Annotated in this window: 23 protein-coding genes; 14 read left to right on the top strand and 9 right to left on the bottom strand. The window is 62.7% G+C overall.

Going from position 1 to position 24331, the window contains the following annotated elements; translation table 11 throughout:
* Positions 1-295: 295 nt before the first annotated feature.
* The 7 genes from NCR40_RS25320 to NCR40_RS25350 form a co-directional block, all read right to left on the bottom strand.
* Positions 296-814 (bottom strand): fimbrial protein, encoded by a 519-nt coding sequence (locus NCR40_RS25320; RefSeq protein WP_250469313.1) that lies wholly within the window; start codon positions 812-814, stop codon positions 296-298.
* A 56-nt stretch (positions 815-870) separates the two neighbouring features.
* Positions 871-1950 (bottom strand): fimbrial protein, encoded by a 1080-nt coding sequence (locus NCR40_RS25325; RefSeq protein WP_250511024.1) that lies wholly within the window; start codon positions 1948-1950, stop codon positions 871-873.
* Between the two features lie 34 nt (positions 1951-1984).
* A complete protein-coding gene (locus NCR40_RS25330) occupies positions 1985-2773 on the bottom strand; it encodes a FimD/PapC N-terminal domain-containing protein (protein ID WP_250511025.1) in 789 nt (262 codons plus the stop codon).
* Between the two features lie 151 nt (positions 2774-2924).
* Complete coding sequence (locus NCR40_RS25335; protein ID WP_250469318.1) at positions 2925-3668, bottom strand: fimbria/pilus periplasmic chaperone; 744 nt, start codon at positions 3666-3668, stop codon at positions 2925-2927.
* A 109-nt stretch (positions 3669-3777) separates the two neighbouring features.
* Positions 3778-4323 (bottom strand): fimbrial protein, encoded by a 546-nt coding sequence (locus tag NCR40_RS25340; RefSeq protein WP_250511026.1) that lies wholly within the window; start codon positions 4321-4323, stop codon positions 3778-3780.
* Between the two features lie 1071 nt (positions 4324-5394).
* Positions 5395-5598 carry a cold-shock protein gene (locus NCR40_RS25345; protein ID WP_244830836.1) on the bottom strand — a complete coding sequence of 68 codons (204 nt, stop codon included), beginning with the start codon at positions 5596-5598 and terminating at the stop codon, positions 5395-5397.
* Between the two features lie 184 nt (positions 5599-5782).
* Complete coding sequence (locus NCR40_RS25350) at positions 5783-6697, bottom strand: lipid A biosynthesis lauroyl acyltransferase (RefSeq protein ID WP_284507857.1); 915 nt, start codon at positions 6695-6697, stop codon at positions 5783-5785.
* A gap of 1025 nt (positions 6698-7722) precedes the next feature.
* On the opposite strand from NCR40_RS25350, the gene NCR40_RS25355 reads away from it, so the two are divergent.
* Both NCR40_RS25355 and NCR40_RS25360 read left to right on the top strand, forming a co-directional pair.
* Positions 7723-8166 carry a MarR family winged helix-turn-helix transcriptional regulator gene (locus NCR40_RS25355; protein ID WP_244830835.1) on the top strand — a complete coding sequence of 148 codons (444 nt, stop codon included), beginning with the start codon at positions 7723-7725 and terminating at the stop codon, positions 8164-8166.
* Between the two features lie 61 nt (positions 8167-8227).
* Entirely contained in the window at positions 8228-8524 is a 297-nt protein-coding gene (locus NCR40_RS25360) for a DUF4148 domain-containing protein (RefSeq protein WP_244830834.1), read from the top strand.
* A gap of 25 nt (positions 8525-8549) precedes the next feature.
* Here the strand turns inward: NCR40_RS25360 and NCR40_RS25365 are convergent, their stop codons facing one another.
* Positions 8550-10265: a ShlB/FhaC/HecB family hemolysin secretion/activation protein gene (locus NCR40_RS25365; protein ID WP_250511027.1), complete on the bottom strand. Its 1716-nt coding sequence runs from the start codon at positions 10263-10265 to the stop codon at positions 8550-8552.
* A 233-nt stretch (positions 10266-10498) separates the two neighbouring features.
* Positions 10499-12457 (bottom strand): collagen-like triple helix repeat-containing protein, encoded by a 1959-nt coding sequence (locus NCR40_RS25370; RefSeq protein WP_250511028.1) that lies wholly within the window; start codon positions 12455-12457, stop codon positions 10499-10501.
* 643 nt (positions 12458-13100) lie between these two features.
* On the opposite strand from NCR40_RS25370, the gene NCR40_RS25375 reads away from it, so the two are divergent.
* The 12 genes from NCR40_RS25375 (at position 13101) to NCR40_RS25430 (ending at position 24328) form a co-directional block, all read left to right on the top strand.
* Positions 13101-13277, top strand: a complete 177-nt coding sequence (locus NCR40_RS25375; protein WP_244830831.1) for a Flp family type IVb pilin — start codon at positions 13101-13103, stop codon at positions 13275-13277.
* 142 nt (positions 13278-13419) lie between these two features.
* Positions 13420-13929 carry an A24 family peptidase gene (locus NCR40_RS25380; RefSeq protein ID WP_244830830.1) on the top strand — a complete coding sequence of 170 codons (510 nt, stop codon included), beginning with the start codon at positions 13420-13422 and terminating at the stop codon, positions 13927-13929.
* Positions 13926-14402 (top strand): TadE/TadG family type IV pilus assembly protein, encoded by a 477-nt coding sequence (locus NCR40_RS25385; protein WP_244830829.1) that lies wholly within the window; start codon positions 13926-13928, stop codon positions 14400-14402. Before NCR40_RS25380 ends, NCR40_RS25385 begins: the two co-directional genes overlap by 4 nt.
* A 32-nt stretch (positions 14403-14434) precedes the next feature.
* Positions 14435-15385, top strand: coding sequence for a Flp pilus assembly protein CpaB (gene cpaB / locus NCR40_RS25390; RefSeq protein ID WP_250511029.1), 951 nt, complete (start codon positions 14435-14437; stop codon positions 15383-15385).
* Positions 15386-15485: 100 nt separating this feature from the next.
* On the top strand, positions 15486-16844 hold the full coding sequence (locus NCR40_RS25395; RefSeq protein WP_502801029.1) for a type II and III secretion system protein family protein: 1359 nt from the start codon (positions 15486-15488) through the stop codon (positions 16842-16844).
* A complete protein-coding gene (locus tag NCR40_RS25400; protein ID WP_250511031.1) occupies positions 16841-18133 on the top strand; it encodes a P-loop NTPase family protein in 1293 nt (430 codons plus the stop codon). Before NCR40_RS25395 ends, NCR40_RS25400 begins: the two co-directional genes overlap by 4 nt.
* Positions 18134-18135: 2 nt before the next feature.
* Positions 18136-19521 (top strand): TadA family conjugal transfer-associated ATPase, encoded by a 1386-nt coding sequence (locus tag NCR40_RS25405; protein ID WP_244831002.1) that lies wholly within the window; start codon positions 18136-18138, stop codon positions 19519-19521.
* Positions 19514-20494, top strand: a complete 981-nt coding sequence (locus NCR40_RS25410) for a type II secretion system F family protein (RefSeq protein ID WP_502801027.1) — start codon at positions 19514-19516, stop codon at positions 20492-20494. The genes NCR40_RS25405 and NCR40_RS25410 overlap by 8 nt, the downstream gene beginning before the upstream one ends.
* 37 nt (positions 20495-20531) lie before the next feature.
* On the top strand, positions 20532-21500 hold the full coding sequence (locus NCR40_RS25415; RefSeq protein ID WP_502801030.1) for a type II secretion system F family protein: 969 nt from the start codon (positions 20532-20534) through the stop codon (positions 21498-21500).
* Positions 21497-22279: a tetratricopeptide repeat protein gene (locus NCR40_RS25420; RefSeq protein ID WP_409015136.1), complete on the top strand. Its 783-nt coding sequence runs from the start codon at positions 21497-21499 to the stop codon at positions 22277-22279. Before NCR40_RS25415 ends, NCR40_RS25420 begins: the two co-directional genes overlap by 4 nt.
* A 26-nt stretch (positions 22280-22305) precedes the next feature.
* Positions 22306-22605 carry a DUF3613 domain-containing protein gene (locus NCR40_RS25425; protein ID WP_250494555.1) on the top strand — a complete coding sequence of 100 codons (300 nt, stop codon included), beginning with the start codon at positions 22306-22308 and terminating at the stop codon, positions 22603-22605.
* Positions 22606-22612: 7 nt separating this feature from the next.
* Positions 22613-24328 (top strand): TadG family pilus assembly protein, encoded by a 1716-nt coding sequence (locus NCR40_RS25430; RefSeq protein ID WP_250511033.1) that lies wholly within the window; start codon positions 22613-22615, stop codon positions 24326-24328.
* The last annotated feature ends 3 nt before the right edge of the window (positions 24329-24331 follow it).

The raw sequence follows: 24331 nt of genomic DNA on the forward strand, positions 1-24331 counted from the left end.
GATGACGTCGAACCGGCGCCCGCGATATCGACTTGTGCGAGTGCGCTTCGCGTGATTTTCTGCATACTCATTTTTGAACCTATTTAAAGTAAAAGCGTTGATAAAAATTCTCGAACCTGTTGACGAGAATGGGTTTTCCGAGGTCGTCATGTATGGGTATCGATGCAACGACACGCGGATGTTTGACGGATAGCGCGGTGACTATTCGACCAGTCAATCTGGGAGCGTTTAGAGCGCGTTAAATCCTTAAGATTGGTTCACATATTGTTAGTTCGGAAAACGAACCTTAGACCAGTTAATTATAAGCGAAGTTGACTGTAGCTACTGCCGTCACCGTACCACCCGTCATTGCTCCAAGTCGGTAGAATTGCGCAACCATCGGGATGGTCATCTCATTCGTCTGATCGACAGCACCGAGCGATTCAGCGCTTCCAAGCGTAATAGGCGATCCAGTCGTGTCGCCAACGTTCGTTGCCTTCAGCAACTGCACACCCACCTGCGCCGCCGAACCGGTGTTTTTCAACACGCTGGTCAACGTGTCATTCGTACCATTCACGGTCATTGTCACGTTGGTATTCGTAGCACAAGCGGCCAACTTTACGTTGAACGGTCGAGGATTTTGAGTGGACCCCACAGCCGCGAAATCGGTCGTCTTCGCCGTGTCGAGCGAGATCGTCTGGTTCGCACTACTCGAATCGACCGTGCAGGTTGGCAGAATGATTGTGCCTGTGAAGTTGAGCGTCGCGTCTACTGCAAACACCGACTTCGCGGCGGCCAATGCTGAGACTACTAGAATGAGCTTAAGTTTGTTCATCTTGCTTCCCGGAAATGTTTATAAACTTGAATGGTGCAAACACGTTTTTTACGCTTCTATTGGTACAGCACAGTCATTGTCATGGTCGAGTTCGCCGGTCCCGGAGTGAGGGTTCCTGTTCTGTAGTAGCGTGCCGTGAGCGGAATGTTGTAGCTACCGCCTGTGGCGCTATTGAAGTTGCTTAAAGCTTTGTACACGCTAAGCGGAAAGACTGCACCGGTGCTGTCATAGAGCTGAATTCCGACGCCACCGGCGGATGGGCTTCCGCTCAACGCTGCGACGTTGGCAAAGCCGGCCACTGCACCATTCGACGGATCGATTCGGTATTGAATGCTGTTAATTTGCCCAACCGAAAGGCCTGCTACGGGCGCACCACCGGGGCAGTTATTCAAGTCGAGCGTAAACGATGCCGGATTGCTCGACGTCGACCCAACAGTAGGTAAGTCACTTGGGCCGTGTATGCCCATGGGGATCGTCTTGTCTGGTGTCTGACAAGTCAACACGGTCACGACGACAGGCGAAATGTTGAAGCTTATAACTCCTGACGCAGGATTATCTCCGGCGGGTGGGCTAACAGCGCCTTCCCATGAAAAGCCTTGCGCAATCAAACCTGAAAGCGTGCCCGGAGTAATATCACCGATCTTCACCAAGGCAACGATCAGTTGACCCCCATTGTCATTAGTGCCGTTACTGTTCCAGTGAAAGCCCATGCCGTTAAAGCCGACAGGACCGGCCGTGCGTCCGTGAGCATTCAGATTGCCTCCCATCGCGATTCCCACGCCAGGAAGGGTCGTCTGATAGACAGGGAAAGCGGTGCCGTTATACGAGGCCGTATAGCTCGTCATGGTCGAGCTCATGCCTGCGAGTTCGAAGTCTATTCCTGAATAAGTAAGGTTAGTCGATGTACATGTGTACATGTTGGTCGTGTTCGGCATCATTGACCAGGATGTCAGCATGGAACCATTGGCCAGGTCGCGAGGAACCGCAACCGTGCCCGGCATCGTGATAGTAAAACTCGTATAGTTCGAGCGGCATGAGACATCGGCTTTAGCATTGTTAGGGAGCATAGTGACAGCTAACACCGAGCACACCGCGAGCCGCGCGAATGTCAGCACTATCCTCTTAACGTGATTCATGTATAACTCCAAAATGGTTAGCTCGTGCCTTGCATTACTGGCATACGCCGTCCGCGATCTTTAGCAAGATCGGCGTCACCGAGTTTGTCTTTTCTGGCAACTGATAAGGCACGGAGCAGGTTTGATCAGATGCGTCGCCCCACTTGACATTCAATTTGCCGCTATCGAGCTTCAGTCCCACCGCGATAATGCGGCTGCCCTGAGCAACGGTACCGACGGTGTTCTGTGCGTCGTCCGAAACTGTGGCGCCAAACGGAAGCGGCTTGCCGTTGGCCTGCAAGACACGCATTACTGCGGACTTGCCCTTGTCCTCGGTTTCGAACTTGAGCTTCACGACTGCGCCTGCCGTCGGCGCTGTTCGCTGAACGGTTGATTTCAGCTCGATATTCAAAGGCAAGCCCTTGGGATCGATCTCAACGTCGTTATTCGAATACGGCTGTATGCCCGACACCACTGCGTGGCCCCAAGGATCGACGCCAAGCCGTTCGAGCAGATCGGCATTCATGCAAGGGACCACCTCGTGAGAGTCCCCTCCCAGCTCTCGAACCTCGATATTCAGCTTTCCTTTCCAGGCGTCGTTGACATATATGTCGGACCGATACGTGCCCGGAAGCACTTCTTGGCCCTTATTGAATCGAGATACATCTAACTTCTCGGAATCGCTGGAATCGAGGAATTGCTCGTTAAACTCGACGGCGGCATAGTGTTGCGGTGCATCCGCCCAGGCACGGCAACTGGTACCCACTGCCGCGATAGCTTGAATGACCAGAATACTTACCGGTTTCAGGTGCGTGCCTGCCAACTTAATGCTGCGGTATTTCATGTTCCCTGACGCATACGAAAATTACGGGCGTGCATAGCCATGCAGCCATTAAAGGCGTGCATGCCAGCCTGCGCGTCTTTTGGAGGAAATCCGGCGCGTTTGCAAACTCGTGGTTAGTTGGCCACGCGGTCGAACCGGGGTTGTCTCTTAGTCAGGGAGCCAGACTCGCTTCGCCAGACTGGGGGCCGCCGTAGTCGTTAATGGCCGTGTATTTGACCTTTCCGCCCGATGAAGGCACTTCACCCTTGAGCGGAAACGATTTTGATTCTCCCGGCCCGACCATTCCACCTTGATCGAATGCCGCGGTATGCCCGTCCCCCGTAAGTTCGATGCGGTCGAAAGAAACGTGATACTGAGAGCTATTGGACGCTTCGATCGCATTCGTCGAGCCATCACGCTTGATGTGCCACACGACAGCGCCGGGCGCGTCCGATGCTTGTCCTTTCAGTCCAGTCGGCCGGAAGAAGAACTTGATGCGTGTACGGAACGCCAATTGCAGCTGGTTGGCGGAAGCGTCATCGCCGGATGGCTTTGGCGGGACTTCCAGCACGTTCAGGTAGAGAATTGATTCCTTGTCGGCAGGCAGCGCCTCGCCGGTCGACATGATGCGCAACGTCTGAGACTTGCCCGGATCGATGCGCATGATGGGAGGTGTGATCGTGAACGGGACGTCGATGCTGTCCGGCTTGGCGTCCGGGTCGCCCTTATCGAGCCACACCTTGGTCAGCCCCGGGAGCTTTCCATTGTTCGTGAGCTTCACGGTGACTTCGGAATCGCTCTGGTTGTAGACGACGCGCGTGCCGGCAATCACCACGGAGGCGTACGCTTGTGGCGCCGCCGTGAGATGCCCAATGCACAGCGCTGTAATTGTGAGTAGCCTGCTTGCCAGTCTCATGGGAACTAAAATCTCAACCAAATGCTTTGACCCAACGCGAGGGTGGGCTCGCGCCCACCCTTGCATGACCTCTTACTTGTGCGAACTCAACCGCCGCTAAAAGCGCGGCTTATTGATAGTCGATGCTATAAACGACTGACGAGTTCGCCGCGCCAGCGGACGTTACACCGGTTGCGTAGTACTGAACTTGATAGTTCAGCAGAGCCGAGCCTGAAGAGATGTTGGCCGCGATGGAGTTCTGCAAATCGCGCGAAAAACCTGCCTTGATAGGCGAGGAGTCAGAGTTCAACAGTTGCAGCTTGACGTTTCCGGCGCCGCCGCTTGCGACCATCAGACGACCATCGCTCGGGTCGACGGTTGAGCCCGCTTCATAGAACACCGCCGCCTTGCTGCTGGCGGTAACCGGCGAGCAGGCCGTCAGTGCTATGTGGTAGGACGTCGTGCCGGCTGTCTGGCCTGAAGCCGTGAGTTGGCTGGTCATAACGTTAGGCAAGTTGACGGTGAAGTCTTTAGACGACGTGTCGTTGCCGTTGATGGTACAAGTAGAGGCAGTCAATGCGCCGTTGAACGTGATGGTTCCGTCCGAGGCGAATGCGCTGGCGGCAGTCAAGCCAAGCAAGCCAGCAACGAGGGCCGAGATAGCAAAAGTCTTCATACGAGATTCCAGACAGTTAGATTTGCGAATGTGTTTTAAGTTGAATCGCCGCTAAGTATGTGAAGCGTCGAGCCTGGATTGGCGCCGAAAAGGTGCGCGTCAGTCCAGACAGTCAGCTTCATCAGACGACAGAGTCAGTGCGACTAAAGTCATCCGAGTCGCTCTCTACAAAGCGTGTTTGAATGATCCGGTATCCTTATCTAAGCTTCAACGAGATTGGTCTTATATTTTCATTGGCATTGTTGCTTATGTTTAGGAAATCGAATCTTTGATTGAGAAGTGCCAATGTAAGTGTGAAGGAAATTGCTTTAGGGCAGTGGGTGAGCCGGCTAATTTGCTGCGCCTCGGGCGTCGTATGCTTCCTTGCGCCTGTTTTAGTATTTCGATGTAAGAAGGGTTTGATCCGGCGATGCAGAACCAAAATGTGCTCTTGGATTTCCGTCTCCGCCGGATTGGTGAGGCACCCGGAAAGCGGCGCGAACACTAGCCGACGTTATCAGTTCGCAAGCAGCACAGATGAGTGCTTGACGCTAGGCAGCTTGCCCAAGTGGAACTGCTTCCCACCACGCTTCAGTCGTGGCGGTTGCATGCGAAGTGCGTTCGGGGAAAGTGGCTCGTAGTACCTCTGTCATGTTGCGCAGCGGTACCTCGACCGGTGAACAAGACAGAAGTCACCTGGACGGCGAAAGTCGAAAGCCGAAAACCTTGCATCTTAGACAGACGCGCCTTGCGGAAGGTTGGTTTTTTGTTGGCGCCAAGGAAGACCATCAGGTCGAGCGGACGCTTGAGATAGGGAAAGACCCGAAGGACAATGTTGACAAGATGAAGTCTTGATGCACGCGCCTAGACGACCCATGCGTACGAAAGCACTGGCACAACCCATCGTGCCCACGCGATCTTCGGCTTTAACATGCCGCGCCGAAGCACGAGCGCATCACGCCCCAGGTAGACTAAGCGGTATTAGATAGCAGCAGCCGAGCAGCGCAAAACCAATGCGCGTCGCCGTGCCTAAACAGAAGGTCAAATATGACGCGCCGCAGCAAACCCGAAAGCTGCTGCGGCGCGTTCGCCTTACACAGGCTTGATGTTCGAAGCTTGCTTGCCCTTCGGGCCCATCTTTTCTTCGTAGCTCACTTTCTGGCCTTCCGCCAGGCTCTTGAAGCCGTCAGCGCGGATTTCCGAGAAATGTGCAAACAGGTCCTCGCCACCGCCATCAGGCGTGATGAAACCAAAACCCTTTGCATCGTTGAACCACTTGACCGTACCGGTTGCCATATCTTCTTCCTGAATTTTGCCGCGTAGCGGCGGTTTCCTATCGCGATTGCGCTAAGGCGCCTATAGTGAACTGCCTACGTCTGAAAGGCAACTGGTGTTGTGCGCAAAATTACTTCTGCGTCAAACTCCGGTTCGCGAAACGCCGGATTTCCTGCCTTTCGGGCACACAACGTCCATTTCAACCTCAATAGACCGATGGCAAGCCGTCCGGCCGATGCTTGAAGCGCCTGTGCACCCAATAGTACTGCTCGGGCATCAGGCGAATCTGTTCTTCCAGAAATGCATTCATGCGGCTCGCATCGACCGTGTCGCTGGCGGACGGAAAATCGATCAAGGGTTTAAAGACCTTAAGGCGGTATCCTCGATAATCGGGCAACACCTCGGTGACGAACGGTACCACACGCGCATGTCCCAGCTTTGCAAGCCGAGAGACGGCAGTCAACGTGCAGGCCGGCACGCCGAAAAACGGCACGAAAACCGAATTGTCGATGCCGTGATCCATATCGGCCGCCAGCATCACCGGCGTGCCCGAGCGAAGCAGCGCAACCACCTTCCTGGCGCTCGTCGACCGCTCGATTAGCTCGGCGCCGAACCTGCCGCGCTGCCGTTTGGCTAGCGCGCACAGGCGCTTGTTAGACATGCGGGTGTAGAGCGCGGCCACCGGCGAAGTCGTCGAATGCACCAGACAGCCGACCTCGATGGCAACGAAGTGAAAGCCCATGAAAATGGTTGGCGGGGCGTTTTTATCATCGAGATCGATTTCGCTGTCTATCTGCACTATCGAACGTATCGACTTCGCGCTGCCGTACCACTGAATACCGCGCTCGAGATAGCTGCGGATTACATGACGAAAGTGCTTTTTGGCAAGCTCTTGATAGTGCGCTTCGGAATTGCCGGGAAAGCAAAGGCGCAGATTGACGAGAACGATGTGCTTGCGACGGCTCGGGATCTCGTACAGCAGCGCGCCAAGCATGCTGCCAATTCTGGCAACCCATCGATATGGAAGCATCGAGAGAGCACGGAGCAGTAGCGCGACAGGCGTGAAGCCGGGGTTCTCCGGTATTTGTTCTCGTGGATGAGGGAGGGAATCGGCTTTCATGGGCAGGTACCACTCGGTAGTAAACACCGTTTGCTCCGTAGACCGGCCTGAACCAGCTATTTACACATACGTAGTAGGCATTTAGTCTTGTTGAGCCGGAAAACAGCCGGCTGGATATTTCACGCTGATGGTCGGTGGCCTGGACGCGCCGGCCAAGGTGGCAAAGACTATTTTTCGCGAATCGATCGCCGATGCGATCGTGACGCACGCAAGACATTAGTCGCAGAGAATGGCGACTCTTGGCGGATTAGAAGCGGGCAAGGCTTGCGTTCAAACGCGCCTGCAACCGAGGAGATCGTGCAACCCGTCGCTGCACTTACACGAAGTTAGAACTAACGAAGCGAGTATTGAAAAGGATCGTCAGATCAATAATGCGCTAATTACTAATAAAGCGAGTCGTGCGAAAAGGGCGCTTTCTCGTTGAAGGGAGCATGGATTGTTGAAGCCCCTTGGACGATACGGGCACGATCGATAGGAGGGAGCAACTCACAAGCGGCGAATGGTGCGTGCCGCGTGGCTTGCTTCAGGAGGCATGCTGTGAAGCTTAACACGCATGCGGCTGTAAATCGGTAAAACATAAAGCAAGTGGAACGATATTTACCGGGCGTTGTGCAACTAAATCCTACGCCAACTAACGCGCGCGTCATTCTGTGTGCAGAGACTAATTAATTTAGTACGGTCGAGCCATTATAAGCCGTTGTGGCAGACGTTGACCCGTGACCAAATTCGAATATGCGAACTGATACATCCATGATTCGAATCGACCGCGCCATCGGCAAAGAATTCAGAGATATTCGGATACCGAAACATAACGATTAACTTCAAGAAGTCGAGTCATCTCTTCGGCAAAAATAGGCATGGACTTTTCGCCGTGGCGTGCATCGAATGATTAGCGACTCAATTCATCGCTGCGCGCATCACACCGACAACGAACATCAGCATGAAGTCGTTGAGATCACGATCATCGTGGTTTGCCTGCCCGTCGCCTCTGGAACACCGGGCGGCGTCTTCCCTATAATCGCCCGATGGAAACTCAACTCGACAAACGCTTCGGCTTTCTGGTCGCCGATGTGGACCGCCTGTGCGGCAACCGCTTCGACGAGCTGGCCAAGTCATCGCTGAATCTGACCCGCGCGCAATGCCGCGTGCTTGCCTATCTGTCGCATTACGGCGAGGTGAATCAGGCGCGGCTCGCCGGGCTGCTCGAGGTCGCGCCGATCTCCGCCGGGCGGCTGCTGGATCGCATGGAGGAGGGCGGCTGGATCGAACGGCGGCTCAATCCCGACGACCGCCGCGAGCGGCAAGTGAGCATGACCGCGAAAGCCGAGAAGGCGCTCGACCGGGCGCGGCGCGTCGGCGACGAAATCACTTCCGAGGCGCTCGCGGGCCTGAGCCGCCAGGAAAGCGAGCAGTTGATCGGGCTCCTGCAGCGGGTGCGGGCGAACCTCAGCCGGATCGTCGACAGATAAGGTTTGGATCGGTTCTTGCTGCCGCGACAGGCGCTTTATTCACTTCCTGGGGAGAAGAATTATGCTTAACCTACGCACCGCACCGCTCGCCGTCATCGCGCTGTCCGTCGCGGCGCTCGTCACGCTGCCCGCGACGCCCGCACACGCGCAAGACGCCGGCGCTTCCACGCCCAAGCAGGTCAAGAAAGCGCAGCGCAAGGAAGCGCGCGCAAAGAAAAACGCCGAACTCGGCGAGCTCGAAAAGAACGGCTATAACCCCGGCGGCGAGCAGAACGACTATCCGCAGAATCTGCAGAATGCGCAGGCCAAGGTCAACGCAAAGAAGGCCGGACAACCGGCGCCCGCTTCGACGCCGTGAACCGGACGCTCAGTCACGTGAAGCTTCAGTCCAGCTGATACGACAACGAAGCGTTCACACGCGGACTGCGCGATGCGCTCTCGACGGGTGCATCGCCCGTTGCCTTGGCGACGGACAGATCGATGCTGTAGTGCTTCGAATCCGACACTCGAAAACCCATCCCGAACGACGACAAACGCCGCGGACTCGCCGTGCCGCCGTGGAGAAAAACGCGCGCGGCATCGACCATGACGTAAGGCGTGAAGGTCTTCAGAAACGTCATGCCGATATCGAGCGGCCGGTTCATTTCGAATGACGCGCCGAAGCCCGAATCGCCCGACACTTCGCCCGGCTGATAGCCCAGCGCGAAACGCTGCGCGCCGAACGAAACCTGCTCGGATGTCGGCAGGGAGTCGGGCGAATACTGCCCTGTCAGCGAAAGCGCCGTGCCGATTTTCATCGGCCATTCGTTGCTCTGCGTGTAGCTCGCGCCGGTCCGCACGAAGGTGAGCGAGACGGGATTGACGGGCGCGTAGCCGGCAATGTTGGTGTCCGCGCTCTTCGAGGCGCCGAGCACGTCGAACGCCTTCGCCACGTTCACGCTCGCGCGCCGCACGACGCCTGTCGCAATGCCGGTGTAATCGAGCTGCAATTGCGCGACGCGAATCTGCGAGCGCTGCGACAACTGCGGATTGCCCGCGACGATGGTGTTCTTCAGCCGGTCTTCATCGTGCGATGCATAGACGCTTCCCGTGCCGACGAGACTACGCGCGTTACTCAGCAGGAACGGATAGACGGCGGAAAACGCGAGCTTGTCGTTCACGACGGTGCGCTCGATATAAGACGGCAGCCCCGGATTGTCGACCGGATGCCCGTGATAATGCGATGCATCGACTTTCGCGGTGAAGCCATCCGTGCCGATGGGCAACGAGCCGTTGAGCGCGTAATAGGTTTGATCGTCGCGTCCCTTGGGCAACAGCGCGGACGCCGACAGCGATTCGCCGAAGCCGAGCATGCCGTTCTCGGTCGCGCTCAGAATGCCCTGCACGCCCGGATGATTGAAGTCGATGCCCGTGCTCACGTTGAAAGGCTTGCGCTCGATATCGAGTTCGAGCGTGGCGGCGCCGTCCGTATTCTGCGGCGGTGCGACGGTCGCACGCGTCTTCACGCCCGGAATCATGCCGAGCACGTTGATATAACGCTCGAAATTCGCTTGCGTGAGCGGCCGGTCCTGACGCATGCGGTCGGCCACCGCGCGAATGCGCTTCTCGGCCGCGCCCGCGTTGCCCTTCACGACGACCTGCGCGATATACCCTTCGACCACCGTTATACGCACCACGCCATCCCGAAACGTTTGCGCCGGAATGAAGGCGAACGAAAGCGCATAGCCGCGCTCCTTGTAAAGCGCGGTGATGCCGTTGGCGGTTTCGATCAGCTTGCCGATGGTCACGTCCGTGCCGACGAGCGGCGCGAAGCGTTGCGCGACATCGTCGAAGGGCAGAGCCTTGACGCCCTCGATTTCGAATTTGCGCGGCGTGAGATGCTGTGCGAGGAGCGCGTCGAGCGCGGGAGCGGGAGGCTGCACGTTCACCGATACCGCCGGCTTGGGCGGCGTGTTCACTTGCGGCAGGGCATCGAGCGGATTGCCGCCGATGCTCGCGCGCGGCGCCGCCGGAGCAGTTTGAGCGAGCGCGAGTTGCGCCGTGAATGGTGCGCCGATTGCGGCGAGCAAGAGCACCCGTTTCCAGTCGCGGATCTCCACGATGAATCCTCGAAGGTTGTCGCGAGAACGTCGTACGGTGCGTGCTTCTTCCAACGTCCTGCACGGGCAGCGCCGCGTTCTTCGTCGTGTGTTGTCGTTTGGTGATGCGATTCGTGGCTTCGATCGGACGCGTGTTGTGTTGCTGGCATGCGCGTCGACATTCGCCTGGCGTCACGCCGTTTCCGAACCGCGATACGCCGCGATCCGGAAACGGTGACGCCTGGCTTCATGCGTTAGCGTCGCGGTCCTCCGAGCACGCCGCCGACGATCGAACCCACCGCGCCGAGCAAGCCTGTGCCAGAGCCGTTTGCGGTGCTGGCGGTGCTACCCGTGCCGCCTGTCGTCGTCGCGATACCCACGCCCGTACCCGCGCCTGCGCTGGTCGTGCCGTGCGTCGTGGCAACCGTCACGCCGACCGCGCCCGTGATCGTGGTCACCGTGCCGAGCACGCCGCCGCCCGAACCGGACGAGCCGGTCGTGCCGCCCGGCGCACCAGTGACCGCGCCAACGATGCCTGTCACCGGAGCCAGCACGCCACCGGCCGATCCCGTGGCGCCTGTAAGCGCGCCGGTTACGCCGCCGACCACGCCCGTGACCGGAGCAAGCACACCGGCACCGGCGCCTGTACCGCTCGTCGCGCCTGTCAACGCACCCGTCACGCCGCTGACCACGCTCGTGACCGGCGCGAGCACGCTCGTACCGCTGCCGGTCGCGCCCGTCAACGCACCCGTGACGCCGCCGACAAGCCCCGTGACCGGTGCGAGCAAGCCCGCCGTCGAGCCCGTGCCGCCGCCCGTCGCGCTCGTAAGCGCGCTCGTCACGCCGCCGACGAGACCGGTGACCGGCGCAAGCAAGCCTGCCGTCGTTCCAGTGCCGCCCGTTGCGCCCGTCAGTGCGCCCGTGACGCCGCCGACCAGACCCGTGACCGGCGCAAGTACGCCCGAGCCTGCGCCGGTAGCGCCGCCGAGAATGCCAGTGATCGGTGCGAGCGGATTGGACGCCGGCGTGCCGCTGACGAGGCCGCCCGCGGATGCCACCGTCGTTCCCGTGGTCGACACCAGATTGCCCACGCCCGCCGTGACCGGATTGGCGCCCGTGCCTGCGATGCCCTGACCCGCCTGACCGAGCGCGCCGCCGAGCGTTGTGAGGAGGTTGTTGACCGGCGTGCCGAGGCCCGTTGCCGCGCCGACGGTCTGCGTCGTCGAACTGACGACAGACGTGATCGGCGTGATGGCCTGGCTGACTTGCTGCGTGAGTTGCTGAACCGGTGCGCCGGTCAGCGTCTGATCGAGGACGCCGCCCGTCTGCGTCACCGCGTTACCCACGATTCCGACGATGCTCCCGACCGGCGTCGTAACAGGTGCGAGCGGCGAAAGCGTACCGGTGCCGAGGCTCGATACGAGCGTCCCGGCGCTGCTGACCGTATCGCCGGTTTTTTCGACGACACCGCCAAGACTCGCCACCGTCGTGCCGACCGGATTCGTGCTCGAGCCGATGGTTCCGAGCCCGGCCGACACGCCATCGCCGAGCGTCGTGACAGCCGCGCCTGCGTTCGTGACGACATCGCCCGTGGCTTTCGTGGTGCCCGCGCTGACGAGCGGCGTGGTCGTCGCGCCGATTGCCGACCCGATTCCCGATACCGTCGCGCCAAGCGCGGACACCACGTTGCCTGTTTTGCCTACGACGGCCGCGACAGGCTGAGGCGTCGTGCTGCCCGTGGTGCCACCGCCGGTTCCCCCACCGCCAGTGCCCCCGCCGCCCGTGCTGCCACCGCCGGTGCTGCCACCAGCCGTGCTGCCACCACCCGTGCTACCGCCTCCGGTGCTGCCACCGCCTCCGGTGCTGCCACCGCCCGTACCGCCGCCCCCGGTGCTGCCACTACCCGTGCTACCGCCTCCGGTGCCGCCGCCGCTTGTGCCGCCCGTGCTGCCACCGGAGCCCCCGCTGGTCCCCCCGCCACTACCGCTGCCACTACCACTACCCCCGCCGCTACCCGTTCCGGTACCGCCGCTGCTGCCCGAGCCCGTGCCGCTGTCGCCGGTCGTGATCGTTCCAGAGCCGCTACCGCTCGCGCCTGCCGACTTGCTCATCGTGCCCGAGCCGCCACACGCCGCCAGCGTGAGTACGCTCGCGACCGCTGCCGCGACGATAGACTTGCGCAAGAATTCCTGTCCGACGTTCCTCGTATTCATGATGGCCCTCGTTACTTTGTTTTGGTTGAACCGCGGGCCAGTAACTGCGAAAGGTGTGCCAACGTACGGACGACGGGGCTCGCAGGCGTTCCTCGCCCTGCGAGAAGCGCTCGCGAAAGGAGAATTTCCAAATGAATTCGGGGTTCGGCGGGAGATTGCGGCCGCCTCTCACCGCGTATCGGCAAACGGCAATTCGGACGTTCGTAACGTAACGAACATCGAGCCGCGTTACGACGCGACGCGTTACGCGGGCCCGCCATAAAGAGCCAGTCAATGAAAAAGAGCGGGGCAGGAAATCAATACGAGTCGCTGCATTCGCATCAAGTTGATTTTACTGATATGCCAGAGTTTATTTACCCGATGCAAATATTGATGCACTGCACGATACAAAATGTTCTGACGTAATTGATTTTGAGATGTGCATGCGATATAAATTCGCCAACGCAGTCCTCTTCTTTCGGCAAACGTTGTGGGAGGGTAGCGATCAACAAGAAAAACCAAAAATATCGAGAGAGTTGGAGCGCCGCTCCGATGCATGGGCCCGGGGTCACGACATCGCGTTCGCGTGGTGGTCTGCCGCCTGGAGCCTCGCACGAAGAGGCGAATCCGCGGCCAGGCAGTACACCATCCGAGGGCAACAAGAATGACATCTACCTTGCTTCAATTCATCCGCGACAGGCGTGGGATCACCGCCATCGAATATGGGCTGATTGCCGGCGTGCTTGCGCTCGGCATCATGACGGCCGTGGGCGGCGTCTCCACTCAGCTCACGTCCACTTTCAACGCGATAAAGGCGGAGCTCGCTAAAACGTCGAGCTAATCCCATCTTTATTCGCTGACGAGATGCCGATTCGCGCGCCGGAGCAATCCGGCGCGCGGACCGAATACATCTTTCGAGTTTCGATTAAACCTCCGTATTACTACGGAGGGCGCTGTCTTATTGCCTGCCGATTTACGCTGCCATGATTTATTTTGAATCCGCGATATTTATCGGCTGGGCGCTGGCGGTCGTCTTATTTGACTGGCAGCGCAGGTCCATTCCGAATTCGCTGGTCGCGGCCGGAGGCGTGTTCGCGCTTGCGTTCGCCGCGCTCGGCATTTCGCCTTTTCAGACGGCGATCGGCTTCGCATTGCTCGGCGCGTTGGCGGGTTTCGCCGCGCTCTTGCCGTTCTACCTGCTCGGCATGATGGGCGCCGCCGACGTCAAGGCGTTCGCCGTGCTCGGCGCGTGGTGCGGCCCGCGCGAACTCGTCGGCGTCTGGGTCGCGGCGAGCCTTGCGGCCGCGGTGCATGCGCTCGTGTTGCTCGCGCGCCGTGAGGACCGCGTGGTGCTGTCGCTGCGCAGTCTTGCCGCGCATGCGAGCGTGGCCGAACGCAGGCGCAACAGCACGCCCTACGGCGCATTGCTCGCGGCGGCTGGGATCGGTCAGCTGGCGCTGCATCTGCTGAACGCAACGGGGCGGCCAGCATGAAGTCCGCGCCATCAATCCAACGGCCACGCCCACGACGAAACCAGCGCGGCAACGTGGCGGTCGAGTTCGCCATCGTGTTTCCGCTGTTCTTCCTTATCTTTTACGCCATCGTCACCTACAGCCTCGTGTTCGTCGCGCAGCAGTCGCTGACGCTCGCAGCGGAAGAGGGCGCACGCGCCGCGCTGCGCTATCAGGCCAACGCGACGAGCATCGACGACGCCCTTGCGCGCCGTGGCAGTGCCGCCTGCCAGACCGCGCAAGGCTTGTCGAACTGGCTTGCGGGACTCGCGCAATGCACCGCCACGCCCGCGCCGTGTACCTACGACGGGACCCTGCGCTGCATCCAGGTGACGCTCGCTTATGCCTATGCGCAAAAGCCGCTGGTGCCGACGCTGCCGTTGATCGGCCTCGCGCTGCCCGATTCGCTGGTGGCGCGCGCGATGGTCCAGCTCAATCCGGACAACGTGTTATGAGCGTCCGCCCGAACTTTCACGATTGATCTCACATGGCCAACGTCACACGAACGCTCGCGGTCCTGTTTTTCATGCTGGCCATCGCGCTGGGCATCTTCGCGTTCACGCTGGCGCGCGCCCCGGCGCCGCTGCCGGCAAGCGCCAACGGCGGCGCGCCCGGTCCCGCGCTCGCGGTGGATCGCAAGCTCGCGCCGGTGGTGATCGCCGCACGCGATCTGCAGCCCGGCAAGCCGCTCGATGCCGCGTCGCTCACGGTGCGCATGCAGGCCGAACCCGCGTCCGGCGTGTTCAGCGAAACCGCCGCGCTCACCGGCCGCACCACGCGCGTCGCGGTGCCGCAAGGCACGCCGCTCACGGTCGAGACGCTGTCGAGCGGACTTGCCGACGTCGTCGAGCCGGGCGAACGCGCGGTCGCGGTGCGCGTCGACGAAACCAACGCGGTCGGCAATCTCGTGCGCCCAGGCAATTTCGTCGATGTGTTTTTCACGCTCAAGCGCGAAGGCGGCGGCAGCAGCGGCGCCGAAGTAGAGGCGACACAGGCGCGCCTTCTATTGTCGAAAGTGCGCGTGCTGAGCGTGGGCGGCGCGTCGGTGGAAGGTGTCGATGGCAAGGCCGCGGGCGACACGAACCAGGCGACTCGCAATTTGAACGCACAGACCGCCGTGCTCGCCGTGCGCACCGCCGATGTCGATGCGCTCACGCTCGCCGAAAGCTCGGGCCGCCTCGTGCTGGCGCTGCGCAACACCAACGACGCCGAAATGCCGCCGCCGCAGTCGTGGCTGCCCCTGCATGCCGCTGCCTTGCATGCCGACGCGGATGGCGCCGCACGCGCGGCCGCCGGGGTATCGCTCGGTGCGCTGTCGGGCGCGCGCGCCGGCCGCGAACCGGTGACGCAACCGCGTGCGGCGGGCGTGGCGCGTGCGCCGCGTAGCAACGAAGTGGAAGTGATCCGGGGTGGCCGTGTCGAGCGAACCGCATATTGAGCGCGCCGATGCCGGCTATCCCGATGAATTCGAAACGAAGCAAGCCATGACGATGACGATAAACCGGCCACCGATCTTGCGGTTCCACACGCGCGCGCTCATGGCGTGCTGCGCGGTTTTGCTTGGCCTCAACGCGAACGTGGCGCAAGCCGTCGCGACGCCGCACGCGGATGACATCGAGCGTGCATCGACGGGCAGCGCGCAAGACGCTCCCGTGATCGCGCTTGCGACCAGTGCGCAGCGGGTTCTCGCGCATGGCCGCACGGTGTCGCGCGTGGCCGTCGCCGATCCCGGTATCGCCGATGTTCTCGTGCTCAAGAATGGTGGCGTGCTGCTGGTCGGCAAGTCGGCAGGCACGACCAATCTGCTCGTCTGGGAACAGGGCCGCGACACGCCGGCGTCCTATACCGTCGATGTCGCCGCCAGCGCGAACGCCGCGCTGCTCGACCACGACGCGCCGCAAGTGCGCGTGCTCGGCAAGACGGCCGTGCTCAGCGGCAGCACGCCGTCGATGGCCAAGCATCAGCGCGCGGCAGCGGCGGCGCGCGCGGCTATCGGCAAGGACGGCGCGCTCGTCGATACATCGACGGTACAGAGCAAGAGCGTCGTGCAGGTGGACGTGAAAGTGGTCGAGTTCAGCAAGGCCGTGCTGAAGGAAGCAGGCTTCAATCTGTTCTCGCAGAATCATGCGGGCTTCGCGTTCGGCAGTTTCGCGCCCAGTTCGCTGGGTTCCTATACCGGCGGCGCGACGACCGCGTTGCAGGTGACGTCCACCTCGCCAATCGGCGCCGCGTTCAACCTGCTACTCAACTCGGGCTCGCGCGGTTTGTTCGCTAACCTGAGCCTGCTCGAAGGGAACAACCTCGCGCGCGTGCTCGCGCAGCCGACGCTCGTCGCGCTCTCGGGCCAGAGCGCGAGCTTTCTCGCGGGCGGCGAAATTCCGATTCCGGTGCCGCAGGCGCTCGGCAGCACGACCATCGTTTATAAGCCGTATGGCATAGGCCTTTCGCTCACGCCGACCGTGCTCGGCGCCGACCGCATTGCGCTGAAGGTCGCGCCCGAGGCGAGCCAACTCGACTTCGCGCACGCCATCACCATCGACGGTGTTTCGGTGCCCGCGCTCACCACGCGCCGCGCGGAAACGGCGGTCGAACTCGGCGACGGCGAGAGCTTCGTGATCGGCGGGCTGGTGGATCGCGAAACGGCGTCGAACGTAAACAAGGTGCCCTTGCTCGGCGACTTGCCGATCATCGGCGCGTTCTTCAAGACTTTGCAGTACTCGCAGACGGACCGCGAGCTGGTGATCATCGTGACGCCGCACCTGGTCGCGCCTATCGCCCGGGGCGCCGCCTTGCCGATGACGCCCGGCCAGCAGTCCGAACAGCGCGACGGACCGGTGTGGAAGAGCTTCGTCGGCGGAGCGCTTTCTTCCGACACCGCGCCAGGATTTTCGCGATGAACACCCAAGGATTCGGACCCGGCAAGGCAGCAGCGGCGGCGGCAGCGGGCGAGCCGCTCACCGCGCGCTTTCTGCTGGCGAGTCCCGAACCGTCGAGGCAAGCGTGGCTGCAGCAGGCGCTGACCAGCACGGGCGCGGTGGAAATCGCGCCGTGCGATGCCGTCGCGCTGGTCACGCGCATCGCGGAATGCGCGCCGGCCATCGTGTTCATCGACTTCACCGAGCGCGCCGATTACCACGCGGCCGCACTCGCCGAAGCGGCCCGCGACGCTTTTCCGAACGTGCCGGTCGTGGCGCTCGGCACGCTTGCGACGCCCGCACCCGCGCTCGCCGCGTTGCGCGCGGGCGCGCGCGATTTCATCGATACCGGCGGGCATCCCGGCAGCGTGCTCACGGTGGCGCGGCGGCTCATCGACGAGCGTCCCGAACATGTGCCCAAGCGCGGCAAGCTGACGGTGCTACTCGGCGCGCGCATCGGCGTGGGCGTGAGCACGCTCGCCGCCAATCTCGCCGTGAGTCTGCAACGGCGCGGTCAGAGCGCGCGCCGCGCCACCGCGCTGCTCGATCTCGGCCTGCCCGCCGCCGACAGCGCGCTTTTGCTCGACACGCGCAGCGAACTGCATTTCGTCGATGCCGTGCGCAACCTGCGCCGGTTCGACGAAACCTTCGTGCACACCGCCTTCGCGCGTCATGCGAGCGGCCTCGCGCTTACCGCGCTGCCCGCCGATCTTGCCGAAATGCGCGCGATTTCCTTTGCCACGGCCGTCAGCACGCTCAACCGGCTGCGCGCATACTTCGACCACCAGATCGTCGATCTCGGCGGTTTTTCGAATCCCGACTTTGTCGCGCAAGTCGTGCAGGCCGCCGACGAAACCTGGCTCGTATGCGATCCGAACGTGGTCTCGGCGGTCTCGGCCGTCACGCTCGTCGAGCATGTGCGCGGCGGCGAGCAAACCGAAACCGCAGCGCGGAAGATTTCGCTCGGTCTGGTCGTCAACAAGTTCGATGCGGCGCTCAACTTCGGCGCGGATCAACTGGCCGCGCGGCTCGGGCTACCGCTCATCGGCATCTTGCCGGAACGTGCGCAGGCGCTCGGGCGCGCGGTGAATCAGGGAAGCTTGCTCGCGGATACCGCGCCGCGCGACCCTTACGTGCGCGCGCTTTTACCTCTCGTCGCGCGTCTCGCGGATGAACCCGCGCCCGCCGGCCGCCATGCACTGCCCAAGGCTACTGAAAGCCCGGCCGCCGGACTCGCGCAACTTCTTCCCACCTTTCTCAGGCGGTCATGACGATGGTTCAGGACTTCAGCAAGGACATCGCGTTTTCCAACGATCTGGCCGAGGATGCCGTCGCGTTCGCGCACTCGCAGCAGTTCCAGGACGTGGCGAGCGCGGCGCATGAACATCTGCTCACGCGTATCGAGGAACTCGGCGCCGAATTCGGCCGATGGTCGCGCCAGGCCATCCAACAATTCGTCGATCTGGAGATGGACAGCTTCGTGCGCCTGCGACGCATCCCGCTCAACGAGAGCGAGGTACGCCTCGTCGCGGCCGCGCTCACGAAGGAGCTCGCGGGCTTCGGTCCGATCGAGGACTTGCTCGCCGATGCCGCCGTGGAAGACATCCTCATCAACGGCTATAGCGATGTCTACGTGTCGCGTCACGGCATGCTCGAAAAGATTCCCGTGCGCTTTGCGGACAACGCGCACCTCTTGCGCATCGTGCGGCGGATTCTCGCGCCCATCGGCCGACGGCTCGACGAGTCGAACCCGATGGTCGATGCGCGCCTGCCAGACGGCGGCCGCCTGAACGTGGTCATCGAGCCGTTGTCGATCGACGGGCCGGTGGTGTCGATCCGCAAGTTTCGCCGCGATCCGCTGCGCCCCGACGATCTGCTCGCGAACTCCACGTTCAATCAGGAGATCAGCTCGCTGCTCGAAGCGGCGGTGGAGGCGCGCTGCAACGTGCTCGTCTCGGGCGGCACGAGTTCGGGCAAGACGTCGCTGCTCAACGCGCTCGCGTTCTTCATTCCGAAGCACGAACGCGTCGTGACGATCGAGGATACGGCCGAGTTGTCGCTCAATCATCCGCATGTGGTGCGGCTCGAAAGCCGTCCGGGCGGCTTCGACGGCGCGGGCGTCGTGTCGATTCGCGATCTCTTGCGCAACACGTTGCGGATGCGGCCCGACCGGATCATCGTCGGCGAAGTGCGCGGTGGCGAAGTGCTGGAAATGCTGCAGGCGATGAACACCGGCCACGACGGCTCGATGGGGACCGTGCACGCGAGTTCACCGCGCGAGTGCCTTTACCGGCTGGAAATGCTCGCGGGTTTCGCGGGCTTTCAGGGCACCGAGGCAAGTCTGCGGCGGCAGATTGCGAACGCCATCGACTTTATCGTGCAGATCGGGCGGCTCTCGAACGGCAAGCGGCGCATTCTTTCCGTGACGGAAGTCACCGGGCTGTCGGACAACATCATCGCGATGCAGGAGTTGTATCGCTACGACCCCGTCGCCGATGCGAATGGCGAGGAAACCGACCGCTGGACCTCGCTCGGCATTCATCCGAGCTCGCCCAAGCTCGCGAAGTATCGGCAGGCGTTGGGCGCGTCGCTTGCAGAAGGATTCGGCAAAAGCGGTGGCGGCGGTTTCGGCGGCTTCGGCGGAGGCTTCCGTGTCTAGAGGCACGGCGCTCGTCGCAATGCTCGCGCTGTTGTTCGCGGCCGCCGCGCTCGCCTTGTGGCGGCGCGGCGCGCAAAAGCACGAACGCATGCTCGCCGCGCGCTTCGTTGAGCGGCAGGTCATGGCGTCGCACGCAACGCCCCGGCCGCGCACTGCACGGCAGCCCGAGCAGTCGCGGGCATCGGCGAACACGCACTCGGGCGTGAGTGTCGAGATTGCGCGAGACATCGTGCGGGCGCGTGCCGCTTATGGACATCTGATGCGGCGTGCGGGAATCGAACGGCCGCGCGCTTTCTTTTTCGTCACGCTCGTCGCCGCCGCGCTGGCCGCATTCTGGATGACAGCGCGCACGAACGCATTGCTCGGGCTTGCGGCCGCCGCGCTCGTGCTTGCCGTGACGGCGGCAGCGCTGTTTTGGCGCGCGCAGAAAAGACGTCAGCGTATCGTGCGGCAGTTGCCCTCGTTCATGGATGGCATCGTGCGGCTCATCGTCATCGGTCATAGCGTGCCGGCGGCGTTTCAGACCGCGCTCGGAAGCACGGAGCCGCCGCTCGCCGATTGCCTCGACCGCGTGTTGCCGATGCTGCGTACCGGCATGGAGATCGATCACGCGCTCGGCGCGGTGGCGCGGATGTATCGCGTGCGCGAGCTCGAACTGGTGGGCGCGGTGCTGCGCGTATCGGTGAAATACGGCGGGCGCTCGGACGTGATGCTCGACCGCATGTCGGCGCTCATGCGCGATCTGGAACAGGCCGACCGCGAACTCGTCGCGCTGTCGACGGAAACGCGCCTCTCATCGTGGGTGCTCGGTCTCCTGCCCGTTCTGCTCGGCGCGGCGGTGATCGTCACCAACCCTCAATATTTTGATGCGATGTGGACCGATCCGCTCGGCCAGCGGCTCGTGTACGCGGCGCTCGGCCTGCAAATGCTCGGCGTGTGGCTGCTGTTTCGCATGGCGAGGCTCAGGACATGAGCGCGCGCGCCGTAAACGTTAAGAGGACGCGATGCATCTGACGCCCAACCTCGTGGCCGCGTTCGCCGTGCTCGCGCTCGCATGCGCCGCCGCCCTGATCGGCGCGCTCGCGTTGAGCCGCTACGCGCGCATGCAACGCTCGGCGCGCACGCTGGAAGGTGCGCTCACGCAACGTGTCGCGGCAGGCGCGCCGGTATCGACGGATAGCGGGCCCGCGCGCAGCGAAGCGCCGCCGACGGGCCTGTTCGCCGCCATCGGTCGCGCGAGCATCGGGTGGCTCGATACCTCGTTCGGGCGCATCGCCGTGGCCGACGAAGACCGCCGCCTGCTCGATCGCTGCGGCTATCTCGACGCGCGCGCTCGCGGCGCTTTCATGCTGGCGCGCATCGCGGGCGCGGCGCTCGCGCCGGTCGCGCTGATGTTGCTCGCGCGTGGCACGCCGCACGGCGCGCGCTTCATGCTGCTGCTGTTCGTCGCGCTGTCGGGCGGCTTCATGGCGCCGAAGTGGTTCGTGCAGAGCCGGGCGAACGCGCGTCAGCGTGCGGTCGGCAACGAGCTGCCGATGTTCGTCGATCTGTTGCGGCTGTTGCAGGGCGTGGGGTTATCGCTGGATCAGAGCCTGCAAGTGATGATCCACGACTTCAAAACGGTGCTGCCGATCTTGTCGAAGGAACTGGCGGCGGCGCAGGCGCAGTTTGCGACGGGCCGCACGCGCGAGCAGTCGCTCAAGCGCCTTTCCAGCAGCTACGAGAACGAAGACCTCGCGACGGTCGTGCGGCTCGTGATTCAGGTGGAGAAATACGGCGGCGCGGTGCAGGAGCCGCTCAGGCAGTTCGGCGACCGTCTGCGCGAGGCGCGACGTGCGGCGCTGCGTGAGCGCATCGGCAAAGTCACCGTGAAGATGACGGGCGTGATGGTGCTGACGCTGTTGCCTGCGCTGCTCATCGTCACCGCGGGGCCGGGGTTTCTCGCGGTATTGCATTCGCTTTCGGGGCTTCATCGATGACGCAATCTTCAATCAACCGGACGCGACTCGTCACGCTTGCCGCTATCGGCGCATGCATGCTGTTAGGCGGATGCGCGAGCAAGATGGAAAGCGGCTACGGCGTCGGCATTCAGGCCGAACGTCAGGCCGCGCTCGATCAGGCGATGCATCGCGATGCCGCGCCCGACACGCCCGGCATGTATCTGGCGCTCATCGACCGGATGCAGTCGCAAGGGTTGTACTTCGCGTCGCTCGCGCATATCGACGCTTACGAGCAGCAGTATGGCGAGTCGCCCGACACCATTCTCTTGCGCGCCGATGCGCTGCGTCAGACCGGCCAGACACAGCCCGCCGAAGCAGCTTATGCGCGTCTCGCCGATACCCCGTTCGCCGCGCGCGGTCTGCGTGGACTGGGTTTGCTGGCCGGCCAGGCGGGCGACTTCCGGCTGGCGGCAATGCGCTTCGAAGCCGCCGCGCAGCGCGCGCCGACCGATGCCGCGACGCTGTCCGACCTTGGGTACGCGAAGCTGCGCGAAGGCGACATAGCGGGCGCGCGCGTGCCATTGATGAAGGCCGCCGAACTCGCGCCGGACAACGCGAAGATCATGAGCAACGTCGCGCTCTTTCTGCTTTCGAGCGGGCAGGCCGCAAACGCGCAGGGATTGATGACGCAACAGAAGTTCGCGCCGGACGTGCAGCAGGCCATTCAGGGCGATGCAAAGCGCGTGCAGCAGGCGGCGCGCACGTATCGCGCGCAAGTGCAGGACGAAGGCGGCGGTAGCCGTATCGCGTCACGTTGAAATCGAATCGAGCGAGGAAGCAGTCGATGAAAGCATCGTCAATGGCAGCGATCTGGTTCAGCGCGATGGCGCTCGTATCCGCAGCGCGGGCCGAGGAAGGCGCACCGGCAGCAAGCGAAGTCGGTCACGCAACCGAAGCCTGGCTCACGTTGCAGTCGAGCAATGCCGCAGCCGGTCCCGCGCGCCCGATGCCCGGCGCGCAAGCGAGTCTTGCCTACGCGCGCTACATGAAGTCGTTCGAGACGGCCATTCCCGAGCGCTACGGCTCGTCGCTGGAACAGGCGGGGCGGCCGGCGCTCGATGTCAACTATCACGACGCGGACTGACCGGCCCATGACACGGCCTTTTCGCCATCGACCAGCGCGGCGCGCGCAACGCGGCGTGGCGGGCACGCTCGCGGCCATCTGGCTGATCGTGGCGGTGGCGGCGCTCGGCGCGATCGACGTCGGCAATTTCTTTTTCGCGCGCCGCAGCCTGCAAAGCGCGGCCGATCTCGCGGCTACAGCAGGCTCGCAAGTCGCCGATGCCGCGTGCACGCGCGCCACCGCCGCCGCGACGGGCAGCGCGGCGGTCAACGGCTTCGATGCCACCGCGTCGGGCAACGGCATGACGACCGCGTGCGGCCGCTGGGACACGCAAGCGAACGCCGCGCCCGACTACTTCGCGGCGGGCGGCACGCCGATCAACGCGGTGAAAGTCGTCGCGACGCGCACCGTGCCGTACTTCTTCGTGGGGCCGGCACGCACGGTGACGGCGACGGCCGTCGCCAAGGTCACGGATATCGGCGCGTTCAGCATCGGCACGACGCTCGCGAGCATCGGCCCGGGACCGATCAACGGCCTGCTCAACGCGCTGCTCGGCACGAGCCTCAATCTCTCGCTCGCGTCGTATCAGGGACTCGCCGATACCCGCGTGAAAATCGCCGATCTGGTGACGGCGGCGGGCGTGGGCACGGTCGATCAACTGCTCGCCACGAGTCTCACGGCCGCGCAGATCGCGCGCCTGATGGTGAACGCGCTGCAAACGACGAGCGTGGCCAACGCCAATCTCTCGACGGCGCTTGGCGCGATGCAGACCATCGCGAGCGCCAATATCCCGGGCAATCAGACGATCTCGCTCGGCAAGACATCGACGGCGCCGGGGCTGCTTTCGGTGGCGCTCGCCAACACGCAATCCGCGCTCAACGCGACCATCAGCCCGTTGGACGCGCTCTTCGTCATGGCCGAGATCGCGCAGGCCGGGAAGTCGGCGGTGAACGTGGCGGGCGGGTTGAATCTGCTCGGGATTTCCGCCGGGCTGACCGTGCGGGTCATTCAGCCGCCGGTGCTCGCCATCGGCGAAGCGGGCCAGGATGCCAACGGCAACTGGCGCACGCAGGCGCAGACCGCGCAAGTGCGCGCATCGCTCGATGTCACGGTCGGCACGCTGTCGCTCGTGCTCGGTCCGCTCTTCGGCAACATCGCGCCGACCGTGCATCTGCCCGTGGTCGTGGAGGCCGTGGCGGGCTCCGCGTACCTTGCGTCGACGCAATGCAAGGGGCCGCCGCTCGCGCGGCGCTCGGTCATCGGTGTCAACAGCACGGTGGCGAACGTGTGTGTCGGCGACACCCCCGCGGGCACCGCCGCCTGCTCGCAACCGGCGACGCTCGTCAACGTGCTCGGACTGCTGACGGTCACCGCCAAGGTGACCACCGGCTCCGTGCCTTCGGCATCGGGCACGCTCACATTCGATGGCCAGAGCGGCAACAGCGACGACTATCAGACACTTGCATCGCTGCCGGGGAAGACGCTCGCCAACGCGTTGTCCTCGCTCAACACGAGTCTCTCGGCGCCTGGCGGTTTGATACTCGCGTCGCCGCTGCTTCCGTCCGCGCTGCTTAATAGCATCGCACCGCTGCTGCTTGCCTTGCTCACGCCCGCATTGACCACGATACTCGCCGGACTGGACCAGGTTCTCGTCCCCGTCCTGCAACTCCTCGGCGCGCAGATCGGCACGAGCACGATTCACGACTTGTCGCTTACCTGCGGCGAATCGCAACTGGCGTACTGAACG

The organism is Caballeronia sp. GACF4 (genome assembly GCF_023631025.1).
Taxonomy (GTDB): domain Bacteria; phylum Pseudomonadota; class Gammaproteobacteria; order Burkholderiales; family Burkholderiaceae; genus Caballeronia.